Genomic DNA, 21,265 nt, shown 5'->3' with positions numbered 1-21,265 from the left:
GAGTCCTCATAAAGGGCTCTTTTTATATTACACAACATTTAATTTTCCCTTTTTAGCCATTGTGTAGGAAGAATACACTTACTTAATTTAAAATGAAATGATTTGAGAAGCAATAAAGTGGTTTATTTATTAACGAATCAAGTAGCAGATAAGTAAAATATTCATATTGTTTTATAAAAGAATCAAAATATTGATAAAAAACTACAGTTAATCCGCTTCGCTAGTAGGCATACATTTCATTATAAAGGTAGTTGGCTTATTTTGGTTACAACTATAATTTCTTCTTTTATTGCATTTACTTCAACAAATATTGATGATATTTTTATACTCCTTGTTTTATTTTCACAAGTAAAGACAGGAGTATGTAAGGAAGAAGATAGAACTTTCCATGGGAAAACTAAGATAAAAGAACTTTATATTATTATTGGACAATATTTGGGGTTTAGTGTAATTATTTTTCTAAGTATTATTGGTTTCTTAAGCTCTTTTTTCATTCCTATATCGTGGATCGGATTATTAGGATTCGTGCCAATTTATATGGGGATTAAAGGACTATTCTCGCTTCGTTCTAACAAAAGTAATGAAGTCATTGATAACACTTCTGGCTCATTATTTAAAGTAGCTGCGATTACATTAGCTAATGGAGCTGATAATATCTCAATTTATATACCAATGTTCACTAGTCAATCCTTGGAAGCAAATTTCGTTACATTAATTATCTTTTTTTGCATGATAGCAATATGGTGTTTTATTAGCTACACATTGTTAAGAGCTCCTATTTTAGCTAAAGTACTTGAGAGAAATTGTCATATTATCGTTCCAATTGTTCTAATTGGTTTAGGAATGTTCATTCTTTTTCGCAGTAATACAATTGAATTATTGTACTAATACGTTCAAACTAACGGAAGTTTTAAGTAAAAAGAATCAAACGCGGTAAAAAGCTGTACTACAAATAAAATGTAGTACGGCTTTTTTAAATTTTAGTGAAATGAAACATTGCACTACGACAATTAAGTTAGACAGGATATTACGATTATTAAATTGAATAGATACTTTAAAAGGAGCGTGATAATTAAAATGAAAATAGTAAAACAATGGGTCCAAGAAGATAGTGATTACATAAGAGAAAAAGTAATTGAATATAATCAAAAACATATTTCAGATGAAGAGAAAAAGCCTTCAGAAAAAATTAGTTTTATAGTGAAAAATGAAAATGAAGAAATAGTAGGCGGAATAACTGGAATTACATTTTGGCACCACGTACATGTTGATTTCTTATGGGTTTCTGAAAAATATAGACACGAAGGTTATGGAACCAAGTTAATAAAACTTATTGAAGAATTTGCAATTGAAAAAGAGTGTAGCCTAATCAATTTAGATACTTTTAGCTTTCAGGCACCTGCTTTTTATAAAAAACATGGATATAAAGTAATTGGAGTAAGTGAAGATCACCCTAAAGGACATAATCGATACTATTTGGAAAAAAGGTTAGAAAATATATAGAATCCCAAAATGAATCAATCAAATCATAAAGAGCGTACGTTGAATAATTACTTTCAAAATACGTTCTTTTTATTTAGAAATGAAGGGGATCAATTATTACCTTTACTAAGGATAGATAAATGAAATACTCTATTAATTTTTTTATATTTTAAAACGATTAAATGGTAGAATGTAACAAAGACAGAAAATTCTCGTTATTGAAGGTGGACTTAGATGAAAAAAGTAAATGTTACATATGCGCTTTTATACGATAAAACAAATGAAAAGATCTTAATGGTAAAAAACAAAGGGAAGAATGGTTCTTATTACACACTACCAGGTGGTGCAGTTAAATTAGGAGAAACGTTAGAGGAGGCAGTCATTCGAGAAGTGAAAGAAGAAACCGGTCTACATATAACTGTAAATGGTATTTGTTACATTAGCGAAGCTTTTTTTGAAGAGAGAGGACATCATGCAATATTCTTTAATTTTTTAGGTGAAAAAATTGGAGGGGAAACAAATATAACAAGGCCAAAAGAAATTGAAGAGATTACTTGGATGGAATTACATAGAGCAGAACCGCATTTACGTATACCAGAACACTTATTAAATATATTACAAAGGAAAGAAACAGTACCTTACTTTTTTAACGGAACAATCATTCATCAATCTTCATAAAACTATCATTTCATGTAAGGCGGGGAAAAAATGGAGTTTATCGTTAATCATAAACATTTCACTCAAGCACTTTCAGAAGTAAGTAAAGCAATATCTACCAAAGCTATAATTCCTATACTATCCGGTATAAAAATAACTGCAGATCAATCTGGAATTACTTTAATCGCAAGTAATTCAAATATTTTCATCGAAAAATTCATCCCTAGTTCCATGGATGACGAACAAATTACGACTACCTTAAAAGCAGGAACAATTGTTGTACCTGCAAAATACTTCATTGAAATTATAAAGAAAATGCCAAGCGATATAGTAATAAAAAGTAAGAATGAGCAAACAATTACCATACAATCAGAAGAAATCACATTAAACTTAAATGGCTTTCCAGCGAATGAATTTCCTAACGTACCACAAATAGACGATCATGCAGAAATACAAATAGAAACAAAACAATTGATTGATGCGTTTAAACAAACAGTCTTTGCAGTAGCGAAAAATGAATCTAGACCCGTTCTTACTGGAGTACATATCAAGTTAGACCACAACAAATTAATATGCGCTGCAACTGACTCTCATAGACTAGCTATACGTGAAACATTAATTTCTACTAATGTGAAAGCGAATTGTATTGTACCAAGTGCAACCATTAATGAACTTTTAAAATTAATGAACAGCAATTTAGAATTCGTTTCTATTTATCTATCAGAAAGCCACATTATTTTTACATTCGGCACAACTACATTATATTCAAGATTAATTGAAGGGAAATATCCTAATATATCTAGTTTAATTCCAAATGAATTTCAAACAGTCATTAACATAGATAGACAAAGAATGTTACAAGGGGTAGATCGATCAAGCTTATTAGCAAGTGAATGGGCAAATAACAATGTTAACTTAGAAATTGTAAATGAATCTACAATTAAAGTTTCTTCTAATGCTTCTCAGATTGGAAAAATATCTGAGACACAACAGATAGATGTAATTCAAGGTGAAAAACAATTCAATATATCTTTCGATGGACGATTTATGTTGGATGCTTTAAGGGCAATAAAAGAAGAAACGGTTACTTTAAGTTTCAGCGGTTCTATGAGACCGATATTAGTTGAAGCAGGGACACACTCTGCAGCAATCCATCTTATATCTCCAGTAAGAGCTTATTAAAAACGGAGGAAGGAATCACGTTATGTACAAGCACACTTTATGTTTTATAAAAAGAAATGAAGAGATACTTATGTTAAATAGAGAATATGATCCGGTAAAAGGATTATGGAATGGTGTAGGAGGAAAGATAGAAAAGGGCGAAACACCTTTAGAAAATGCGATTCGTGAAATAAAAGAAGAGACTAATATAAAAGTTACGTATGACCAAATTCAATTTAAAGGCATTATTACATGGGAGGATTCTTCATATTCTGGCGGTATGTATGTTTATCTAGTAGAGTTACTTCATGAATTTATATATCACACTCCAAAAAAAGTCTCAGAAGGAATTCTAGATTGGAAAGAGATTTCTTGGATTCTTAGTGATTATAATTACGGCGTAGGAGAGATGATACCTAAATTTTTAGTTGAAGTGCTCCACAATGAATTCATATTAGAGCATAATTTTATTTTATCTAATCATAAATTAATAAATTATAGGAATCAGAAATTGGTTAAGCAGGATAGGTTACTTACTTCTTTATATAATACTATTCGCTTATAAATAACAAACTAAGAGAAAATGAAAATTTCAGATAGGAGATTCGATATGTGGACAACAAATATTATCAAAACTCCAAGAGGAAAGTTTGAATATTTTCTAAAGGGAGAAGGACCTCCACTTTGCGTTACTCATTTGTATAGTGAGTATAATGATAATGGAAATACTTTTGCAAACCCATTTACTGACCATTATAGCGTATATTTAGTTAACTTAAAAGGATGTGGCAATTCAGATTTGGCTAAAACTGATTCTGAATATAGTATGACCGAAACGATTAAAGATTTAGAAGCGATTCGAGAAGCTTTATATATTAATAAGTGGGGGTTTGCTGGTCATTCGACAGGAGGGATGTTAGCTCTTGTATATGCGACTGAAGCACAAGAAAGTTTAACGAAAATAATTGTTGGTGGCGCAGCGGCGAGCAAGGAATATGCATCTCATAAAGATAGTATATATTGTAGTGAAAATGTAAAATTTAATAGAATCGTATCAATTATGAATGCATTAAATGATGATAGTACAGTACAAGAAGAAAGAAAAGCATTAAGTAGAGAGTGGGCACTTATGTCTTTTTATTCTGAAGAAAAGCTTGAAGAGGCATTAAAATTGCCGAATAGCGGAAAGACAGTTGGCAATCGGTTAAATTATTTTAGACAAGTTGAATATAAAGATTATGATGTTCGTCAGAAACTTAAATTCGTAAAAATCCCAAGTTTTATATACTGTGGTAAGCATGATGTACAATGTCCCTACATATTTTCTCGTGAAATAGCAAATTTAATCCCGAACGCAACATTAACTAAATTTGAAGAAAGTAATCATAATCCATTCGTTGAAGAAATAGACAAGTTTAATCAGTTTGTAAAAAATACATTATAATTAATAAGAAAAAAAGCGAATCTTCTATATGAGACAGATTCGCTTTTTATTATAATTAGACTTTTTGCCACCAAGCATACCTAGGATAGTCTGTAGATTTTAACGTAATAGATTCCCCAATTTGAGGTGTTGTAATTTTAACTCCTAAACGGTTAGCTTCTTTCGTAACACGTTCTATCGGGTCACTCCATTCGTGTAATGCTAATGTAAAAGCACCCCAATGAATCGGAAGAAGTAATTCTCCTTGTACATCAATATGAGCTTGTACTGTTTCTTCAGGCAACATATGAATTGCAGACCACCTTGGATCATATTGCCCGCATTCCATTAACGTAAGATCGAATGGACCGTATTTTGCATCAATCTCTTGAAGATCTTCATGCTCTAAAGAAAAAGCACCACTATAACGTTTACTATTAAACAGAGGAAACGGGGAAGAGGCATCTCCAAACTGTGGCTATTTGTAGTTTAAACGAAATCATTTTACCTTTCACCGTAATTGCAGTACATTTAATAAATTTGTCAAATTCATTATTCTTATATACAAAATAAAAACCATGCAGCAGCAGATAAAACGAATACTAAGTAAATGTAAATTGTTTTAATTTAGTAAATTTCTTCTTACAAGTAACAAAGAACATACGTTTTGTTATATGTTATAGAAGAAAATATGTCCCTAATTATTAAAAGGAAGGGGAGGATGTAAGTGCAAATAGAGAGAAAAAAGAAATCAAAATGTAAACTATCGAAATCTGAAATAACGCAGCTATATACAGAAGGGAAGAGTACCTCAGAAATAGCTACGCTTGCTAATGTGTCTGCGAGGTATATTCGGATGGTTCTATCAGATAGCAACGTACCAAGGCGCGCTATAGGCAGTTGGAAGAGAAAATATGACATAACAGAAAATTATTTTAAAATGTGGTCAAATAATATGGCTTATATTTTAGGATTTATAGCAGCGGATGGTGTTATACAAAAAGAAAGTTATATTTTAGAAGATATAAAAAAAGAACTAAAAACAAATCAGCCGCTATACCAAAACAAAAAAACAGGTGTATATATGCTAAATATTAATAGCAAAACAATAAAATATAACCTTATGAACATACATGGAATTATGCCATGTAAATCTTTTAACATTGAATTCCCTTTCGTACCAGAAGAATATTTACATCATTTTGTTCGTGAATATTTTGATGGGGATGGTTACGTCAAGTATGAAACTTATACAGTAAGCTTTGTAGGAGGATCATATAGCTTTATGAATTCTTTAAATCAGGTACTACAAAATCATAATTTACCAGCCGAATTACTAAATCAAAATAAACATTTTAAAAAAGACTATGAAAGAATTCATTCATTATAAAAATGTAAGGAACCTTAGTATATCTATGCTAAGGTTTTTAATTTGAGATTATTAGAGGACACTCATTTTCGTTTATAGAACTTAATAAATACATAGATTTTATAATGAATTTATTAGTAAGGGAGAGAATATGAAATGTTCACTAATAATAGTCCGGAGAATATATTACATACAGCTTATGAAGCAAAAATGATTTCGTCTGGAGATAATTCGCCATCTATAAAAATAAAAGGAACGAAACTTCAATATTTACTTGTATTGATTCATCTTGGTTTTGAGTCAAATGCTATAAAAATGATGTTAAATTGGACGAATGATGAATTTGAAAAGCGCGTTAATTTATTAGAAGCAGAGGGGCTATTGAAACAAATAGGAGGGAGGTACTATCCAACGTGTATGATTATAACAGTTTGTGAAGGAGAAAAGCTTTATAATCTTTGTGAACCTCTAATTAAACCAACACTTAAGATTTTTGAAAACTATTCAAGTCATATTGAAGATATTTCAAAAAGAATCGACACGTTTAATCATTTATCTAGAGAATCTTATAGTCTTTTATTGTATAGTGGTGTGTTATTAGATTTTGGACAAATAAATTACATTGAAGAAAACTATTTAAAAAAGAAACGACCTTTAAGAAATAAGAAACGATATTATTATGCTATTCAAGAACAAGAACTAACAGATATAGAGGCTTTCGGGATGTATGGTAATACGTATTTAGATTTAGGAGAAGTTCAAATTGGTCTTTATGGAAATTCTCGATATTCAACATTAAATTTAATAACAGCAGATAACGAAACATTTAAAGAATATTTTCAAAACAATAGTACCGATATTAATTATAAGAAAAAACAATTAGTAAAAGGTTTCGTAGCAGCAGATAGACAAAAAGACTTACATTTAAACGTAGTTTACGAAAAATTAGGCTTATATCAAAATTCACAACCTGTTATCCCTGTATTTAAATCAACAGACTTATTTATACTTAACGAAATTGCAAACACAATCAGTGAAGATTTAGTCTTATTATTCAATGAAAACGATAAACCTTTAAAACAATACTTTGCCAGCAGCAGATACTCAAAAGAAATTACTTATGAAGAGTTTTTTATCTGGTGGTATCACTTTTTCTATACAAAAGTAACTGAAGAATTAATAAAACAAGGTGTAATTATAACAAGCACCCAAAAAAATCAAACGTACATAATCCATCAATAACTTTAAATTAAAGTGCTAATATACTTTTACAAATGTAGCAGCTGAACGGTAAATAATTATTATAGTAAATAAGGGATAATCTGAATTTAAAATCTAATATAAAGAAAACAAGATATTTAAAGAGGAGAAGAGCCATGCAAAAGAAATTTATCAATCCAGAAACGATGGCCACCAACTTTTGGATACTCACATGTAGTGGAAGTTAGTAACGCTAAACGAACGATTTACATATCTGGACAAGTAGCAATTAATATAGACGGTCAAATTGTTGGAATTAATGATTTAGCTACACAAACACGACAAGTATTTGAAAATATTAAAATCGCATTAGAAGCGTCAGACTTAAATTTCAATGATGTAGTAAAATTAACATTTTTCTTAACAGACATTTCTCAAATGGCCGTTGTTAGAGATATTCGAGATCAATACATTGACACTAATAATCCGCCAGCAAGTTCAGCTGTCGAAGTTAGAAAGTTAATTAACGATAACTTATTAATTGAAGTCGAAGCAATTGCTGTAGCAAACTAATTTTAAAAACTTATTATGAATCATATCCATGCAATTCGTTTAATGTGTTCATTTAAAACGAATTGCATTTTTTATTGTCTTAAATATAATTTATATCTGGAGACATTATCATCAACAACTCATAAAACAACAACAAATAAGCACACAATCGATTACACAGAATGAATCCGATGAAAAGGGAAGCGTAACAATGCAAACTAACATATAATAAGTTTATTACTTTTATCCAGTTAACATAATATATATTATAGGCAGTTATAGAAACGAAGTAATATCAGGTATCAAAACCCAAGTAAACTATACTTAATGAGACGAAACAGAGATTTTTAGTGAGATTCACATAAAATCTTCTTTAAACGCATTTATACAGTTTTTTATCTTTTTTTTATTTATAAATTCATCACAGCAAATCTTAATCGATTATTGATTAAGATTTAACGAATCAAAAACATTTTTGATCAGTAACAATTTTTTTATGCGGAAAAATCTTTTTACAAAATATAAATTAATAATTTTATTTTATGTTGTACTTTATAAATTTATTGCTATTTACACACGTTTTACAACTTTACATTATTTCTTGTTATTTCTGTTATTTACGCTTGACTTTTATTATTCGTATTATCTTACACTCTAGTTAACATAACGTTTATTTTTAACATAAAAAAATCTCCCTCACCTTCAGGAAGATTTTTTAGCTTGCTAGTATTTCATTTATATCTTTTTAGTAGCAATCCCAGTTGTAAATAACATTGGAAAAATCTAGATTTAACAAATCTTCTTTTTTAATAAAGAAATTAGCAACACCAGAATCTCCCCACATAATATTTAATGAGTCGTCTGTATCGATTTGTAGTAATAATATATCATGTTGTTGGTATTTTTCTTCCCATTCCCTTGGATCTGTCTGTGTAAAAAATGGATAACCACCAATTTTATGTCCGAAATCTTTACATAAATCATCATACAGTTCGCCTAATTCTGTATTATTTTCTTCATCAACAATTTCTTCCCAATCAATATCCTCACTAAACATCTTTTCAAATCGATAATCTCTAGATGTTATGGGTTGATAATCTAATTCAAATTTTAATTTTGCTGCTTCAGGTATGATAAAGTCTTCTATTTCTAAAATGTTTAAATAACTAAAATCAGTAATTACCTTATTTAAATCTTCAGTAATTTTAGAATGATAAATAATTCGAAAGTCTTTTTGGATTGTTGGGTGATCAAAATCTGCTCCATAAAGCTCATCATCAGTACTTACGAAAAACTGCAATATTCCTTTTTGGGGCATATATTCAACATGCGGAATTTCTTCAAAGTTTAACTGTGCAAGTAACATCATAGGTTGTCCATTTGAATCTTTAGGATGCTCTTGATCTATAGGTAAATACGGATAACCACCAAACTTACTTTCAAAAAGGGTTGTCTCTGCTAATGTTCCAGACACTTTAATATACGGTTTTACACTTTCTTCTAAAATACTACGATACTGCTCTAGTTCTTTCGGAATTTGAAGTTGATACGTATTCTTCATCACATTTGCCTCCCTTTCATAATGAATTGAAAATGCCTTACTTAATTATATAGCAAGAGATAGCTTCATGAAAAATTGTTAAAAGTCCGTTTTCACCCTCGTTTTTTGCGCACTTGCTGGACAAAGTAAATTATGTTCTAAAACCTTTTTATTAATAGTCCGAATTAAATTCGCTGCTTCTGCAGTATTTGTATTTTCTTTTAGTTTTTCTTTTAAGTCATCAATTTCCTTTGAAATCTCAATCCACCTAGGTAAAACATGATTATTTTTCAAAGTTCTATACAGTTGTTTTTCAGGATTGTACGAAAGATCTTTATCAAGATTCAGTGGTTTCCCTTTACCAGGTAAATTATCAAAAGACCCTTTCTTTTCTGCTTCTTTAACGATAGAACTAATATGATCCTCATACGTATAGGACCAAACTTTCTCATCTTTTACTAAAATCTCTTGCTTTTTTAGTTTTTTATCTAGTTCTTCTTGATTCATAGATTCTCTCTCCTTTTTATTTTTTAGTGTCGTTTTTGTAAGTTCTAATGCCCTTAATCCATCGAATAGCTTTTCTCGCCACCACACGCTATCATGTCCGCCTTGAAACTCTTCATAAGTGGTTTGGTATTTCTTTTCTTCTAAAGCTCTATATAGCCGTTTATTAGCCGTTAAAAGAGGTTCGTTTTCAAGTTCACCTACTGCTATGTAAGAATTGAGATGAGTCGTATTAAAATCTATTGATGAAATTTGATTTTCAATCCAAGGAATTGTATTTTCGTAATTATCCTTTTCCCAATGTACGGATCCAGACATTGACAACACATTTCCGAAAATATATGGATTTTGAAGTGCTGCATAAAAAGCTGCTAGGCCACCAAGACTGAAACCTGTAATTGTTGTATGTTTCGCTTCTTTATGCACACGATACTTAGCCTGAATCCACAGAAGTAATTCCTCCCTTAAAAATGTATTCATTTTATCGTAATAAGTTAGCTCTTCTAATCTATCAACAGGATCTATGGCAACAGCTATACACGATGGGATTTCTTTTTCGTAAATTAAATAATTAAGTGTTTTTGTGATTGAAAGGTCATTAATGAATGAATTCCCATCAAATACAATGAGAAGTTCTTGAAGATGTGAAGTGTGAGAATAATCATGAGGCGTATAAATATGAATTTTACGTGTGTTATTTAAAATCGAACTATAAAAAGAATATGTTTCAATCTTTCCGGATGGATAATCATTTGAATGAAAACGACTGCTATACTGCACTTCCATATCTATTTTTAACACAGACGCTTTATTGGCACCTTCTCCAAATACATTTTCATTGAATGGGTCTAGTCGGTACTGTTCACTACGCTTTATCCAATCATTTTTGAAAAAATCATTTACTGTAAAATAATAAGTTGAAATGAACCTCTTATTCGTCCTAAACGTAACATACCAAATATCTGTCTGTAACAATCGTTGTAATTGATTTACAGACAGATCCCAACCAGGAAAACTACCGACTACATAAACATTTTCAGTATTTTGATCACCTAACCATATATAAGTTATAAGTTTGTACTGATTATCTATAGGACATTGTTCTACTAGTGGTGTATGATTTGACTTGATTTCATGCAAAAAAGTATAAAGAGCTTTTTCGTTTCCATTCTTTAATTGATTTTTAAGCTTCTCTAACTTAGGACTGATTATTGTAGTCACCTCTCTTCCTCCTTTGTAGTATTCTATATGTAGTTTTTTTCATTAGAATCCCTATATAAAAGTAGTCGTAAGTTATGTGTTTAGAGAAGTTATTGATTAGAAAAATGATCAATTGCTTGAATAGAAAGTTCCAATGATTTTATTCTTCTTTCTAAAAGAGTTCTTTGAGGACTCCCGAGCTTTGACTTAACATAAATCTTTTCAATTGATGGAAGCAAACCAATTAGAACATTTCGAGCGTCTGCTAAATCCTTTTGCGTGTAATGATGGGTTTCTTGATTCCAAATACTTTCTAACATAGCTAAGCCGATACTAGCTGCTTTGAGTCTTTTTTTCACTAAAGTAGTGTTTGAGCCTTTTTGAGTCATCTGAGATAGCGCATTTTCAAGTTTACGGATTGTTGACTGTAAAGATTTAATTGATTCTACTTTATCTACATTTGATACGTTTTCCATATTAAACCTGTCCCTTCTTCGTTTCTAAATTAGTTTTCTTGATATTTGATAATACCATTTAGAAGCGAATTTTACTCGAAATATTTGAGTTGGACATGAATTGAAAGGAAAACAGCTAACAAACTTCTATCTCCTCCCTCACACATTCTCTATATGTACTTCTTTTTTCTCGTTAAAATACCTACATGGACAAGTTGTTAATATTGAATATTTTATGAACAAAAAACGTACAAGTAGCATCACTTGTACGTTTTTAATCAGTAAGGTAATAAAGTAATAACTTTCGAGTCTTTTCATAATTCATGAAATCTCTATACAAAATGGGATACTTCATAATCTCTGTTTCTAAAAAACGATATTGTGGAAACCATTCAAAAAAAGATTTCCTTAGCCACTTTATTTGATTGAACACAATCTCCTGTTCATTATTATTAAGCACGTAACTTAAAGTACCTGCTGTATGCATCCAATAATAATTTAAATCAGCGCTTATACAATCATCTTCTGTAAACATATTATTAAAATCTTTTCGTATTTTTCGAATGTCACAATTCGGAAACGGTTTATGCAGTGGACTATGCATTTTCTGCAATTCATTAAAAATAACCCTTTTTCCTAACTTCAACTTTCCACCCCTTTAGTTTTCTATCCAATTTAATAAGTTTTCATAATGATATTGAGCATCTGTATAGCCAAGATTATATAAATTAACGAGCTTTTCTTTACTTCTTTCTATTCCGCTTATTGGAAGCTGTACGCTAGGCTGAATAATATAAAAGTTGTCTTTTTGTTCTATTTGATTCATATAAGATATCGTCTCATTATAAAAACGATAATGTTCTACTAAAGATTGTGCGATATTCGGATATTTCCTATATAAAATTTTAGCTAGGCCAGAAAATTTATTTCGTTGCTTCTCATATCCTTCTGGTTTTGTCATAATTACAACGTTCTTTTCATAACCATCAGTTTGCGCTTTTAAAACCGGAATAGGATCTATAAGTCCTCCATCTAGTAATTTTCGATTATCATATTCTACAGCAGGCGCTATAAACGGCACTGAGCTAGATGCACGAATGATTTTTAAAATGTCATTTCCGTGTTCTGCTTTATTATAATAAATAGCTTGTCCTGATTCGCAGTCAGTCGTTCCTATAACAAACTGTTCATTTGAGTTTAAGAAAGTTTGAAAATCAAACGGTACAATTTTATTCGGTACTTCATCAAATAAAAAATCCATTCCAAATAATTCACGTTTTCGAATTAAATTTCGATAAGATATATAGCGATGATCTGCTACTAACTCTGTATTTACTTTTTTATTTCTCCCTTTTTGACGTGATAAATAAGTTGCTCCCATACAAGCTCCGGCGGATACGCCAACTACATAAGGGAAAAATAAGTTCTTTTCCATAAAATATTCGAGTACGCCTGCAGTATATAAACCTTTCATTCCTCCGCCTTCTAATACTAAACCGATATTTTTCATGCTATATCCCTCTGCTTCTTTTTTCTTACTTACATATTAGCATAAGATATTAAGATGAGGTTATATAAATGAATTGCAATAATAACCAGAAACTACTAAAGTAATATCATAATTTCTTAGTAAATAGCATGGTACAATATAAGTAACACATTCCACAAATAATGGAGGAGGAATTTCCTATGGGTTTATTTAGCGGTATTTTAGGAAATGCATCAAATACGAGTACAGAAAGTGTAGAACGTGATTTAGAGAAGATTATGTTAGACGATGAGAAAGTTGAACATGCTTATAAATTAATTCGTGATTTAATTGTATTCACAAATCGTCGTCTTATTTTAGTAGATAAACAAGGAATATCAGGTAAAAAAACTGAGTATCATTCAATCCCTTATAAAAGCATTACACAATTTAGCATTGAAACAGCTGGGCATTTTGATTTAGATGCAGAACTTAAAATTGGGGTATCTAGTTTGAGTACGCCAATTACGAAAGAATTTAAAGGTGACGATAGTGTTTTAAGCATTCAAAAAGCGTTGGTAACATATACGACGAAATAGTGTATTTTTGCATGTTTATTCATTTAAAAAATTACTAATCCGATTATTTTGGAAGAATATACATTAAAATTGTATATTTAATCTAAAATAACATAAAAAGGTAAAGCGTATTTTAAACGCTTTACCTTTCTTTTTTGTAATAAATAAGTGTAGTTTTATCATTTAATTTCTTAGTTACTTCTGTTCTTTTATATCCCATCTTTTCGTATAGAAAACAATTTCTTTCTTCTTCTAAAATCGTAGCAAGTTCAAAACTTCGTGCTTCTGGAAACATCTCTTCAATTAAAATAAGTACCTTCTGAGCAATTCCTTTCCCTTGATAGATTGGATGAATAAACATTGGACTGATCCAAAATTTATAAGGTAGTTCTTTTTGGGATATACATATCGCTCCAACAAGTTTCGAATCTATTATCATCTTATAAAAATTACTGCTGGGATTATTTATTCTAAATATAGTTTTTTCAATAGATTCATTTGCTGGGTTTGTTTCATAGTCTTTATATTTATTTAATAAAGGGGTAAATGAGTCTATTTGCATTTGAAATAAAACTGCTGCATCACTTTCTGTTGCCTTCTCTAATGTAATCTCCATGTTACCAATTTAGTCGTTTTCTTAATGAAGTTATATGAGCTGTATGATGACGACCATGCCATGCATATAGTCCAATTGCAACAGCAAGTTTTGTTTCACCAGTATCTGGATGGTTAAATGTCTTTTCTAAATCTTCAAGTTCTAAAGAATATAAAAGGTTAACCCATCTTTTATGTAATGACTCTAACATTACTAATGAAACATCTACTGGTAATTTAGAATCAGGTAATTCTGCCCACTTTTCTTCTTTATATGGTTTAATCGTTGGATTCTTTTCTGTTAGTGCTAATTTAAAGCGTATGTAGCTATTCATGTGGCTGTCAACAACGTGATGGACTACTTGACGAACTGTCCATCCACCAACGCGGTACGGTGTGTCTAACTGCTTCTGATCTAAATCTTTAATAGCTTTCGTTAGTTCATTAGGTAAATCTTCAATTTCTTGAATCCATGTATCTATCATTTCTTCCGTTATAGGACGTTTGTATGTAAATTGCCCAATTGGATATCGTAAATCATTCATGAATAAGTCCCCCTTCTTATAAGCGCGAATTATTTCTCCAAATATAATGTACAAAATTCACCTGTTCCCCATTTAATTGTACAGATGTTGTATCTGCTTCGTTTTGATAAGAAGAAAATCCGCTTTTTTCTAGTACAATTTGTGATGCAAGATTATTAGAAGTTGTTTTAGCATGAACCTCATTAATTTCATTATTTTTTGCTACGTCTAAAATTAATTTTACGGCTGCAGTTGCAACTCCTTTTTTAGTAAATTTTTCTCCGACCCGATAACCTAACGAACTGATTCGAGTCTCCGAATCTATATCTATTAAATTTATTCTTCCTACAATTTCATTTTCTTCGTTACGAATTAAATAAAAATAAGATTCTCCATCCGCCTGTTCTATTAATAAATCATCTAGTAGTTTTTGAAAATATTCAAAATCAAAATATTGCGAGCCACGATTAGGTACCATTGTTTCAAAAAAAGACTTATTCGTAAGTTCAAACGTAAATAAATCCTTAGCATCGTGTTTCTTTAATTGTTCTATGTATATTTTCATTTCGATTACCCCTTCTATATCTACTAACTGTTATATATTCTTTTTTAATCAACTATTTTCCTGCTATTTCTTTCGTTTTAATAACACAGCAAGTAGCACTTTTGGATGAAATAGGTGAAATGGACTACGAATTAAATTCATCACTCGTACTAACCGAATATAAACATCAGAATTACTTGCGGATAGTCGATATATTTGTTTCGTATACCATAGCTGAAATTTTTGTTTTGTAGTTAATTCTCTCTGTAGCTGCGGGTGACGTGATATTTCCGTTGTTGTCATATCCCAAGGGGTTTCTATTATAGTAGCTGCCTTTTTATAAAATTGTTTTGTAAATGTTTTATCAAGTTGTTTTCTACCTTGCAGAAGTAATTGCAACTGGTGAGCTTCCATAGCTGCAACGGAAACACCTTGACCGAAAACAGGATCAAAACGACAGTGTGCATCTCCAACGACTAATAATCCTTCTGGCATATTTGTAGTGAGATCAAATCTCCGACGTACTTGATAAGGAATTTTATACGTTTTGATATCTGAAATTGCCTCCGCTTTATTTAGGAAATCTGTAACATTGGAGATTGATAGATTTTCAGCAAAATTATAAAATTCCTCATCTGTTTGTGGTGCTTTCTCACTTGCATACCCGCTGAAAGTAACAAAATAACGATTATCCTCAATCGTTTGAATAAGAACACCATGCGGATTGTCAGGGAAACTTGGAGACATTAGCATATTACAGCAGTCTAACTCCTCATTTTCTTTAAGTTTAAACATTTTCGTTGCGTAAAATAAATCAATACGAACTTTCTCTTCTTGTACTTCAATTTCGTATTCTCGTAGCCACTCTATACTTTTTGAACTAAATCCACTTGCATCAACAACAATATCTGCATGTATTTCTTCTTGTGTGTCTGTCTCTAAACATTTAACTTTTACACCACATACTTTGTTAGCTTTTCTGTCTACTATTAACCTTTCCACTAGTGTTTTAAATTTACTGGTGATATTTGAAATTTGATATATTCGTTTTTGAATATGCCATTCAAGCAAAAACCTACTTTGTTGAATCATATGTACTTCCCCTATGAACGGCTGTTTCCATAGACCAAATTGATGCCATTTTAAATCGCGAGTAAAGTTATTTACGATACTACCTGCTTTTATTAATTCATTCATAATATTAGGAAACAATTCTTCAATTGCGTTTTCTCCACCTTTTAATAACACATGAGGATGATTACTTTGTGGAACTCTTTTTCTCGAAGACTTTCCATCCCATCTTTCACCAGCTTCTATAATGATTACTTCTTTAAAAGAAGTTGATAATGCTTTTGCTGCGAACTTTCCTGCCATACTTCCACCAATAACGATAGCCTTATTAAACATGTTTTCCCCCTTAATAAAAAGAGATCCTGCCTTGTATGAATGAAACAGGATCTTAAACAAATTAACTTCTTTATCATTATACTTAAAATACATCAGTAAATTGCAACGTTAAAATTAAAATACCTAATCCCCATACGTAATACGCGAATACTTTTAAAGAGTGACGTTTTAAATATTGAATCATCCATGAAACGGCTATGTATCCAAAAAACGCTGCTGATAACGTTCCGACAATTAAAGATGTACTAGAAATAGATTCTGCTTTCCCTTGAAAAACATCTGCAAATTGCAAAATGATAGCTCCGACAATGGCTGGCGTTGATAATAAAAAAGAAAAGTAAGCAGCAGTTTCGCGGTCTAACTTCCTCCATAATGCAGCGACGATTGTCATACCAGAACGAGAAATTGCCGGAAAAATAGCTGCCGCTTGAAATGAACCGATGATAAATGCGTCTTTATATGTAATGTCGTCCATTTTTTTACGACCATTCTTTTGTTTATCTGCCATGTAGAGGAAGAATCCTGTCACTAAAAACTCCCAACCAATCGTAATACCTGTTTTTGAAATATCCTCAAAAAAGTCTTTAAATAACAACCCGATTACAACTGCGGGTATCGTTCCGACAATAAGTAGTAGCATCAGCTTTGAAAACGGATTTTTGATTAAATATATAAATTCTTTTTTGTAATAAATAAAGACTGCAAGTAAAGTGCCGATATGCAGCATCGTATCTAAAAACAATCCTGCTTCATCTAATTGAAACAAATGCCTTCCTAAATAAAGATGACCTGTACTACTTATCGGTAAAAACTCTGTTAAACCTTGTATGATCCCTAATATAAAAGCTTCTAACCAATTCATGATGGGCCCCTTTCTTGTTTGCTTGTACCAATATATGAAGGTTAAATTTTCGATATGAAAAAAACTATATTTCTCTATGAATTTTCTTTCAATCCATGGATATATATGTAAAAAGGGATGAGGAGGCTTACTATGCGGAAACATACAAAATTCGGCAATGTATTACTGTGGATAGGACCTATCCTTGTATTTGTAGGGTTATGTATGACAAATGTTATTTCTGATATTCCTTTCTTTTTTGGAAAACATAAAACAATTGGAATTGTACTTATATGTATAGGTGTAGTTTGTTTTATTGTTGCTAATCATTTAAAAAAAGGAGAAAAATATGAGGGCTAAATCTAAATAAAAAAACAATCCCAGTATATGTGCTAGGATTGTTTTTTTATTGCTTATTTATAGAATACTTTATCAACGTTATATTTTGCTTTGTATTCGTTAATGATATATGTTTCGTAAATTTCTCTTTCAGTTGGATCTTCTACGATACATGCATCAATGCGGTATACTTCATCACGGTGATTTTTGATTGGAGAAACATTATCTTCAAAATGCTTCTTAATACGTTGTCTAATTTTACGAGCTTTACCTACGAAAAGTAGTTCGTCATTAATATTGTAAAACATAAAAATGCCGCCTTTATCTCTAGGGAACAAGTGGAAATCGATAAAACCATTGATTGGCGTAATTCTTGGCTCGTCTCCTCTAATAACTTGTTTACGTTCAGTAATTGTAACATCAACTTCAGGGATACTAATTTTAATCAAGTTCATTCACGTCCTCTTTTATTATAAAGATAAATAATAGCATACATATGTAAGAAAAGCTACGTTCATAGGCATATTTCATTTTATAATTCAAATATTATAGGTGTATCATGTAAACTCTTCTTCCAAATCATATGATCACTTGATTCTCCCCAATAATCTTTCAGTACATAACTAGGCTCTCCAAACTTCTTCGTCCATATACTTTGTGCTTTTTTGTAGCCACTATCTAAACAGAATTCTGTTATTCCTCTGCTAAGTAACGTAAGAAACATTGTGTTTAGTAGCAAACTTCCAATACCCTTTCTTTGATACTCTGGCAGTATAAAAACAGTTCCTATTTCATACAAATCCTTAAGTACACCGCCTGTACAACTATTAATCAACGTACTTGCTGGACCAACTTCAATTGTTCCGATGATTTTATCGTTATTTGTATCAATTGCTAATAAAAAGTAACGTTTTTCTCCATTACTATCAAAATCTGTTTTCAAATATTGCTTTTTCATGTTAATTTCATTTTCTATGTCATCCAATAGTTGTGATAATCCTTCGTCTTTATATGTATTCGTAATAACTATACAGAAAAATAAGTGTAGTTCCTCTAAATCATCCGAATTTGGTCTCCTAATTGCAATGTTATACATGTTTTAAGTCTCCATTCTATACAAGTGTTAAAACCATACTCTATATACTCTATTCAACAATATTCTACAAAGCCCTGCATAGATCCAGCAGTATAGAAAACTCAGTATAAATATTGATAAAATCATTTTTATATCCATAATTGTATGAATAGTAGGACCAAGTACTGGAAAACGGAAAATATCGAGAACTATCATAATTCCTATAAGTAGACAAATTGCAGAAAAGGAAACAACCCAAATTCTCCTCTTGAATAGTATAAAGGAAAGCCCTAAGGCTATACCTAATAAACCTGTAGTAAAAGGAAAAACAATTAGTTCACTTGGCTCAATAATAAATAATAGGAGAATAGTAAGGAAATAAGAAAGTACTCCCTCACGAATAGAGTAGCAAATCGCCAAAAAAATTGGTAACGTCGCAAAAGGGCTAATAAATAACCCTATACCAGGAATTAAGTTACCTGCTGCTTGAAACATGGTGGCCAAAGCACTCATTAAAGCTGTAATGACTACTTTATTTGCTAGGGATAATTTTCTTTTATGAACAAAGTCCCCATTATTCTTTATCATAAGTTGACACCAATAACGTACAAATCGATTCATCAAAATACCCCCTAAAGATATCTCATCCATCACTTTCTATCTTATTCATACACTAGTGGTTTATGAGCTGTGTTCTACTTGTAATGAGTTACTATACAATAAAAGGCTTTTAGGGGGAGAACTTGTACGTTTTAAAACAAAGGGAATTCCTTGTATGATTAAACTACGAGTGTATATCGTATTAAGGGGTAATTTCAAAAATGGTACCTTTGTTAAAATCAGTTACTTTCATAGAACCGTAAACTCCTAAATATAACCTAGTTTGATCCAAATTTGTTCCTAAACTCATATAATAAGCTGATTGCGTACCAAAATCATAATCAGTTTCAATAACATGAAAATCAGTATGTTTACCATCTGTACCTGCTCTAGTATATGCTAATACACCTTTAACTGGCGGCCGAGACTCTTCTTTTCTAGCAAGGTCAGTAAACACAACACTACCATGTAAATTCGGGATTGCAGTTCCCATATATGGTTGAACGCCTGTTAGTGAAGTTCCTCCAAACTTATCCGGTCTTGGATCTTTATGAAAATAACTAATGAGTGGCTGAATTCGCTTCACTGATGTTTCTATTGTTTCATTATAATAAGCCATTGTTCTCTCATCAAAAGTAGGATTTTCAGAACAGTGTTTTATAAAAGAAGTAGGCAATTCTCCTTCCCATCCTCTCCAACCAAAATTAATAAATCCATCTTGATTGGGGGTGAGTCTCATTACATGCATTTGAACAAGTTCGGTAACCCGGATTGGTTTATATTGAACAAATGAAAAAATAGACTCTACAATATCCTGTCCGACATTACCTGCATATTTAATATACTGATTATAAAACCTTTGGAATGAAATACCGGTTATATTACGAACACCTTTTGCAATTACTGTAAGTGTTTCTTGTATAGATAGAGGAAGTTCATTAAAGCGTGTAACGACTGGAGGATTATTTATGAATGTATTTTTACTTACATCGATTTCAATAATTTTACCTGCTATTTCTAAATCATCTTGGCTTAAATTGAACGGATCATAACCCGAGCCACCATCTCCATTTGTAAAAACAAGTTTCCCCGTCTCTGGAGAAAAGTTTAAAGTATTTCCTCCATTATGATTAAAAAATGGACGTTTTATATTAAGTAATGTTCTACGTTTTTGAGGGTGACCGTTTGATTGTAAAATCCATTCTTCAATTGTATCGATATGATCATATTGCGTATCTCTATTTAGCCATTTTAAATTTAAAGTTTTCGGGTCACAAGGATTCGGTTTAAATTGTTCAGAAAGTGCACTAGGTCCTTGAGTGCCAGCTACTGAATAATGAAGATAAAATAAACCGTTTTGATAAAATTGTGGATGAAATGTTAGTCCTAGCAATCCTCGTTCATCATAACCACTACTAGAGACACCTTCTTCAGATGTGCCTAATTTTATAATTCGCGGACGAATATTTAAAAATGTTTTTATGACGCCATCTCCTATGTAGAAAACCTCTCCTAATTGCGTTGCGATAAATAGCCTTTCAGCCGATTCACCTGGAAGAATTGCTGTTTTTATTACAGTGGGTAAATTGATGTTATGAACAATGGGTCGTAAACGAACTTTAACTTTTGTCAATTAACTTTACACCCCTTTATATTCTTTTTAATAGAAGAGTATGATTAGAGGGATCTTATTAGTATCAAAAAGAGCAATTCCTTTTTATTACAAATTTATATATAATATAATTATAAATA

General features: G+C 31.0%; 22 protein-coding genes and 4 pseudogenes. 11 read left to right on the top strand and 15 right to left on the bottom strand.

The genetic code is table 11. The annotated features are described in order from the left end of the window. The first annotated feature begins 261 nt into the window (after positions 1-261). The 6 genes from QCI47_RS14670 to QCI47_RS14645 all read left to right on the top strand — a co-directional run bounded on the left by QCI47_RS14670 (position 262) and on the right by QCI47_RS14645 (position 4,744). Positions 262-888: a cadmium resistance transporter gene (locus QCI47_RS14670; RefSeq protein ID WP_242231041.1), complete on the top strand. Its 627-nt coding sequence runs from the start codon at positions 262-264 to the stop codon at positions 886-888. A gap of 189 nt (positions 889-1,077) precedes the next feature. Further along, complete coding sequence (locus tag QCI47_RS14665) at positions 1,078-1,503, top strand: GNAT family N-acetyltransferase (RefSeq protein WP_061130350.1); 426 nt, start codon at positions 1,078-1,080, stop codon at positions 1,501-1,503. A gap of 213 nt (positions 1,504-1,716) precedes the next feature. Continuing rightward, positions 1,717-2,160, top strand: a complete 444-nt coding sequence (locus QCI47_RS14660; protein ID WP_353811836.1) for an NUDIX hydrolase — start codon at positions 1,717-1,719, stop codon at positions 2,158-2,160. A gap of 30 nt (positions 2,161-2,190) precedes the next feature. Next, entirely contained in the window at positions 2,191-3,321 is a 1,131-nt protein-coding gene (dnaN, locus tag QCI47_RS14655; RefSeq protein WP_076855530.1) for a DNA polymerase III subunit beta, read from the top strand. Positions 3,322-3,343: 22 nt separating this feature from the next. Next, positions 3,344-3,865 carry an NUDIX hydrolase gene (locus QCI47_RS14650; protein ID WP_242231045.1) on the top strand — a complete coding sequence of 174 codons (522 nt, stop codon included), beginning with the start codon at positions 3,344-3,346 and terminating at the stop codon, positions 3,863-3,865. 45 nt (positions 3,866-3,910) lie between these two features. After that, a complete protein-coding gene (locus QCI47_RS14645) occupies positions 3,911-4,744 on the top strand; it encodes an alpha/beta hydrolase (RefSeq protein WP_262718172.1) in 834 nt (277 codons plus the stop codon). 55 nt (positions 4,745-4,799) lie between these two features. Here the strand turns inward: QCI47_RS14645 and QCI47_RS14640 are convergent. After that, positions 4,800-5,201, bottom strand: a pseudogene (locus QCI47_RS14640) (MBL fold metallo-hydrolase); the annotation flags it as partial. Between the two features lie 249 nt (positions 5,202-5,450). Between QCI47_RS14640 and QCI47_RS14635 the strand changes: the two are divergent. The 3 genes and pseudogenes from QCI47_RS14635 to QCI47_RS14625 all read left to right on the top strand — a co-directional run. Then, positions 5,451-6,083, top strand: a pseudogene (locus QCI47_RS14635) (endonuclease); the annotation flags it as partial. 165 nt (positions 6,084-6,248) lie between these two features. Continuing rightward, a complete protein-coding gene (locus QCI47_RS14630) occupies positions 6,249-7,334 on the top strand; it encodes a hypothetical protein (RefSeq protein ID WP_000494911.1) in 1,086 nt (361 codons plus the stop codon). 134 nt (positions 7,335-7,468) lie between these two features. Further along, positions 7,469-7,865 (top strand): annotated as a pseudogene (locus QCI47_RS14625) (RidA family protein). Positions 7,866-8,589: 724 nt separating this feature from the next. On the opposite strand, the gene QCI47_RS14620 reads toward QCI47_RS14625, so the two are convergent. The 5 genes from QCI47_RS14620 to QCI47_RS14600 all read right to left on the bottom strand — a co-directional run bounded on the left by QCI47_RS14620 (position 8,590) and on the right by QCI47_RS14600 (position 13,053). Beyond that, the gene (locus QCI47_RS14620; RefSeq protein ID WP_309423043.1) at positions 8,590-9,405 is read right to left on the bottom strand and encodes a YwqG family protein; all 816 of its coding nucleotides are present in this window, start codon (positions 9,403-9,405) and stop codon (positions 8,590-8,592) included. 78 nt (positions 9,406-9,483) lie between these two features. Continuing rightward, on the bottom strand, positions 9,484-11,109 hold the full coding sequence (locus QCI47_RS14615; protein WP_353811835.1) for a DnaJ family domain-containing protein: 1,626 nt from the start codon (positions 11,107-11,109) through the stop codon (positions 9,484-9,486). A gap of 89 nt (positions 11,110-11,198) precedes the next feature. After that, positions 11,199-11,564 (bottom strand): hypothetical protein, encoded by a 366-nt coding sequence (locus QCI47_RS14610; RefSeq protein WP_000432683.1) that lies wholly within the window; start codon positions 11,562-11,564, stop codon positions 11,199-11,201. Positions 11,565-11,817: 253 nt separating this feature from the next. Beyond that, positions 11,818-12,189 carry a YxiJ-like family protein gene (locus tag QCI47_RS14605; protein WP_000765966.1) on the bottom strand — a complete coding sequence of 124 codons (372 nt, stop codon included), beginning with the start codon at positions 12,187-12,189 and terminating at the stop codon, positions 11,818-11,820. Between the two features lie 12 nt (positions 12,190-12,201). Next, positions 12,202-13,053 carry a patatin-like phospholipase family protein gene (locus tag QCI47_RS14600; protein WP_095842874.1) on the bottom strand — a complete coding sequence of 284 codons (852 nt, stop codon included), beginning with the start codon at positions 13,051-13,053 and terminating at the stop codon, positions 12,202-12,204. A 179-nt stretch (positions 13,054-13,232) separates the two neighbouring features. On the opposite strand from QCI47_RS14600, the gene QCI47_RS14595 reads away from it, so the two are divergent. Then, entirely contained in the window at positions 13,233-13,610 is a 378-nt protein-coding gene (locus tag QCI47_RS14595; RefSeq protein ID WP_353811834.1) for a PH domain-containing protein, read from the top strand. A gap of 121 nt (positions 13,611-13,731) precedes the next feature. Here the strand turns inward: QCI47_RS14595 and QCI47_RS14590 are convergent. The 5 genes and pseudogenes from QCI47_RS14590 to QCI47_RS14570 all read right to left on the bottom strand — a co-directional run. Next, positions 13,732-14,205 (bottom strand): annotated as a pseudogene (locus tag QCI47_RS14590) (GNAT family N-acetyltransferase); the annotation flags it as partial. 1 nt (position 14,206) lies between these two features. Next, entirely contained in the window at positions 14,207-14,728 is a 522-nt protein-coding gene (locus tag QCI47_RS14585) for a YfiT family bacillithiol transferase (protein ID WP_000999076.1), read from the bottom strand. Between the two features lie 16 nt (positions 14,729-14,744). After that, positions 14,745-15,272 carry a GNAT family N-acetyltransferase gene (locus tag QCI47_RS14580; protein ID WP_074543391.1) on the bottom strand — a complete coding sequence of 176 codons (528 nt, stop codon included), beginning with the start codon at positions 15,270-15,272 and terminating at the stop codon, positions 14,745-14,747. Between the two features lie 63 nt (positions 15,273-15,335). Further along, complete coding sequence (locus QCI47_RS14575) at positions 15,336-16,658, bottom strand: FAD-dependent monooxygenase (protein ID WP_309423050.1); 1,323 nt, start codon at positions 16,656-16,658, stop codon at positions 15,336-15,338. Positions 16,659-16,740: 82 nt separating this feature from the next. Further along, positions 16,741-17,520, bottom strand: coding sequence for an undecaprenyl-diphosphate phosphatase (locus QCI47_RS14570; protein WP_001104267.1), 780 nt, complete (start codon positions 17,518-17,520; stop codon positions 16,741-16,743). A 132-nt stretch (positions 17,521-17,652) separates the two neighbouring features. Here QCI47_RS14570 and QCI47_RS14565 point away from each other — a divergent pair, with 132 nt between their 5' ends. Next, positions 17,653-17,859 (top strand): hypothetical protein, encoded by a 207-nt coding sequence (locus tag QCI47_RS14565; protein WP_001225592.1) that lies wholly within the window; start codon positions 17,653-17,655, stop codon positions 17,857-17,859. A 53-nt stretch (positions 17,860-17,912) separates the two neighbouring features. Here the strand turns inward: QCI47_RS14565 and QCI47_RS14560 are convergent, their stop codons facing one another. The 4 genes from QCI47_RS14560 to QCI47_RS14545 all read right to left on the bottom strand — a co-directional run bounded on the left by QCI47_RS14560 (position 17,913) and on the right by QCI47_RS14545 (position 21,146). Then, complete coding sequence (locus QCI47_RS14560) at positions 17,913-18,293, bottom strand: nucleotide excision repair endonuclease (RefSeq protein WP_001048949.1); 381 nt, start codon at positions 18,291-18,293, stop codon at positions 17,913-17,915. 77 nt (positions 18,294-18,370) lie between these two features. After that, on the bottom strand, positions 18,371-18,934 hold the full coding sequence (locus QCI47_RS14555; RefSeq protein WP_309423052.1) for a GNAT family N-acetyltransferase: 564 nt from the start codon (positions 18,932-18,934) through the stop codon (positions 18,371-18,373). A 27-nt stretch (positions 18,935-18,961) separates the two neighbouring features. Then, positions 18,962-19,534 (bottom strand): YybS family protein, encoded by a 573-nt coding sequence (locus QCI47_RS14550; protein ID WP_061130438.1) that lies wholly within the window; start codon positions 19,532-19,534, stop codon positions 18,962-18,964. Positions 19,535-19,715: 181 nt separating this feature from the next. Further along, positions 19,716-21,146, bottom strand: coding sequence for a PQQ-dependent sugar dehydrogenase (locus tag QCI47_RS14545; protein ID WP_309423054.1), 1,431 nt, complete (start codon positions 21,144-21,146; stop codon positions 19,716-19,718). Positions 21,147-21,265: the final 119 nt, after the last annotated feature.

The sequence above is a fragment of the Bacillus cereus group sp. RP29 genome, from assembly GCF_040459765.1.
GTDB classification, from domain to species: domain Bacteria; phylum Bacillota; class Bacilli; order Bacillales; family Bacillaceae_G; genus Bacillus_A; species Bacillus_A paranthracis.
The sequence above is the reverse complement of the archived record's forward strand: the minus strand, read 5'-3'. Positions and strand labels throughout refer to the sequence as shown.

Excerpts from the sequence above, each read along its gene's own strand:
- QCI47_RS14660 (WP_353811836.1), top strand. The coding sequence starts at position 1,717 with ATGAAAAAAGTAAATGTTACATATGCGCTTTTATACGATAAAACAAAT.
- QCI47_RS14565 (WP_001225592.1), top strand. The coding sequence starts at position 17,653 with ATGCGGAAACATACAAAATTCGGCAATGTATTACTGTGGATAGGACCT.
- dnaN (WP_076855530.1), top strand. The coding sequence starts at position 2,191 with ATGGAGTTTATCGTTAATCATAAACATTTCACTCAAGCACTTTCAGAA.
- QCI47_RS14580 (WP_074543391.1), bottom strand. The coding sequence starts at position 15,272 with ATGAAAATATACATAGAACAATTAAAGAAACACGATGCTAAGGATTTA.
- QCI47_RS14570 (WP_001104267.1), bottom strand. The coding sequence starts at position 17,520 with ATGAATTGGTTAGAAGCTTTTATATTAGGGATCATACAAGGTTTAACA.
- QCI47_RS14585 (WP_000999076.1), bottom strand. The coding sequence starts at position 14,728 with ATGAATGATTTACGATATCCAATTGGGCAATTTACATACAAACGTCCT.
- QCI47_RS14645 (WP_262718172.1), top strand. The coding sequence starts at position 3,911 with ATGTGGACAACAAATATTATCAAAACTCCAAGAGGAAAGTTTGAATAT.
- QCI47_RS14600 (WP_095842874.1), bottom strand. The coding sequence starts at position 13,053 with ATGAAAAATATCGGTTTAGTATTAGAAGGCGGAGGAATGAAAGGTTTA.
- QCI47_RS14550 (WP_061130438.1), bottom strand. The coding sequence starts at position 19,534 with ATGAATCGATTTGTACGTTATTGGTGTCAACTTATGATAAAGAATAAT.
- QCI47_RS14555 (WP_309423052.1), bottom strand. The coding sequence starts at position 18,934 with ATGTATAACATTGCAATTAGGAGACCAAATTCGGATGATTTAGAGGAA.
- QCI47_RS14665 (WP_061130350.1), top strand. The coding sequence starts at position 1,078 with ATGAAAATAGTAAAACAATGGGTCCAAGAAGATAGTGATTACATAAGA.
- QCI47_RS14620 (WP_309423043.1), bottom strand. The coding sequence starts at position 9,405 with ATGAAGAATACGTATCAACTTCAAATTCCGAAAGAACTAGAGCAGTAT.
- QCI47_RS14650 (WP_242231045.1), top strand. The coding sequence starts at position 3,344 with ATGTACAAGCACACTTTATGTTTTATAAAAAGAAATGAAGAGATACTT.
- QCI47_RS14560 (WP_001048949.1), bottom strand. The coding sequence starts at position 18,293 with ATGAACTTGATTAAAATTAGTATCCCTGAAGTTGATGTTACAATTACT.
- QCI47_RS14610 (WP_000432683.1), bottom strand. The coding sequence starts at position 11,564 with ATGGAAAACGTATCAAATGTAGATAAAGTAGAATCAATTAAATCTTTA.
- QCI47_RS14630 (WP_000494911.1), top strand. The coding sequence starts at position 6,249 with ATGTTCACTAATAATAGTCCGGAGAATATATTACATACAGCTTATGAA.
- QCI47_RS14575 (WP_309423050.1), bottom strand. The coding sequence starts at position 16,658 with ATGTTTAATAAGGCTATCGTTATTGGTGGAAGTATGGCAGGAAAGTTC.
- QCI47_RS14595 (WP_353811834.1), top strand. The coding sequence starts at position 13,233 with ATGGGTTTATTTAGCGGTATTTTAGGAAATGCATCAAATACGAGTACA.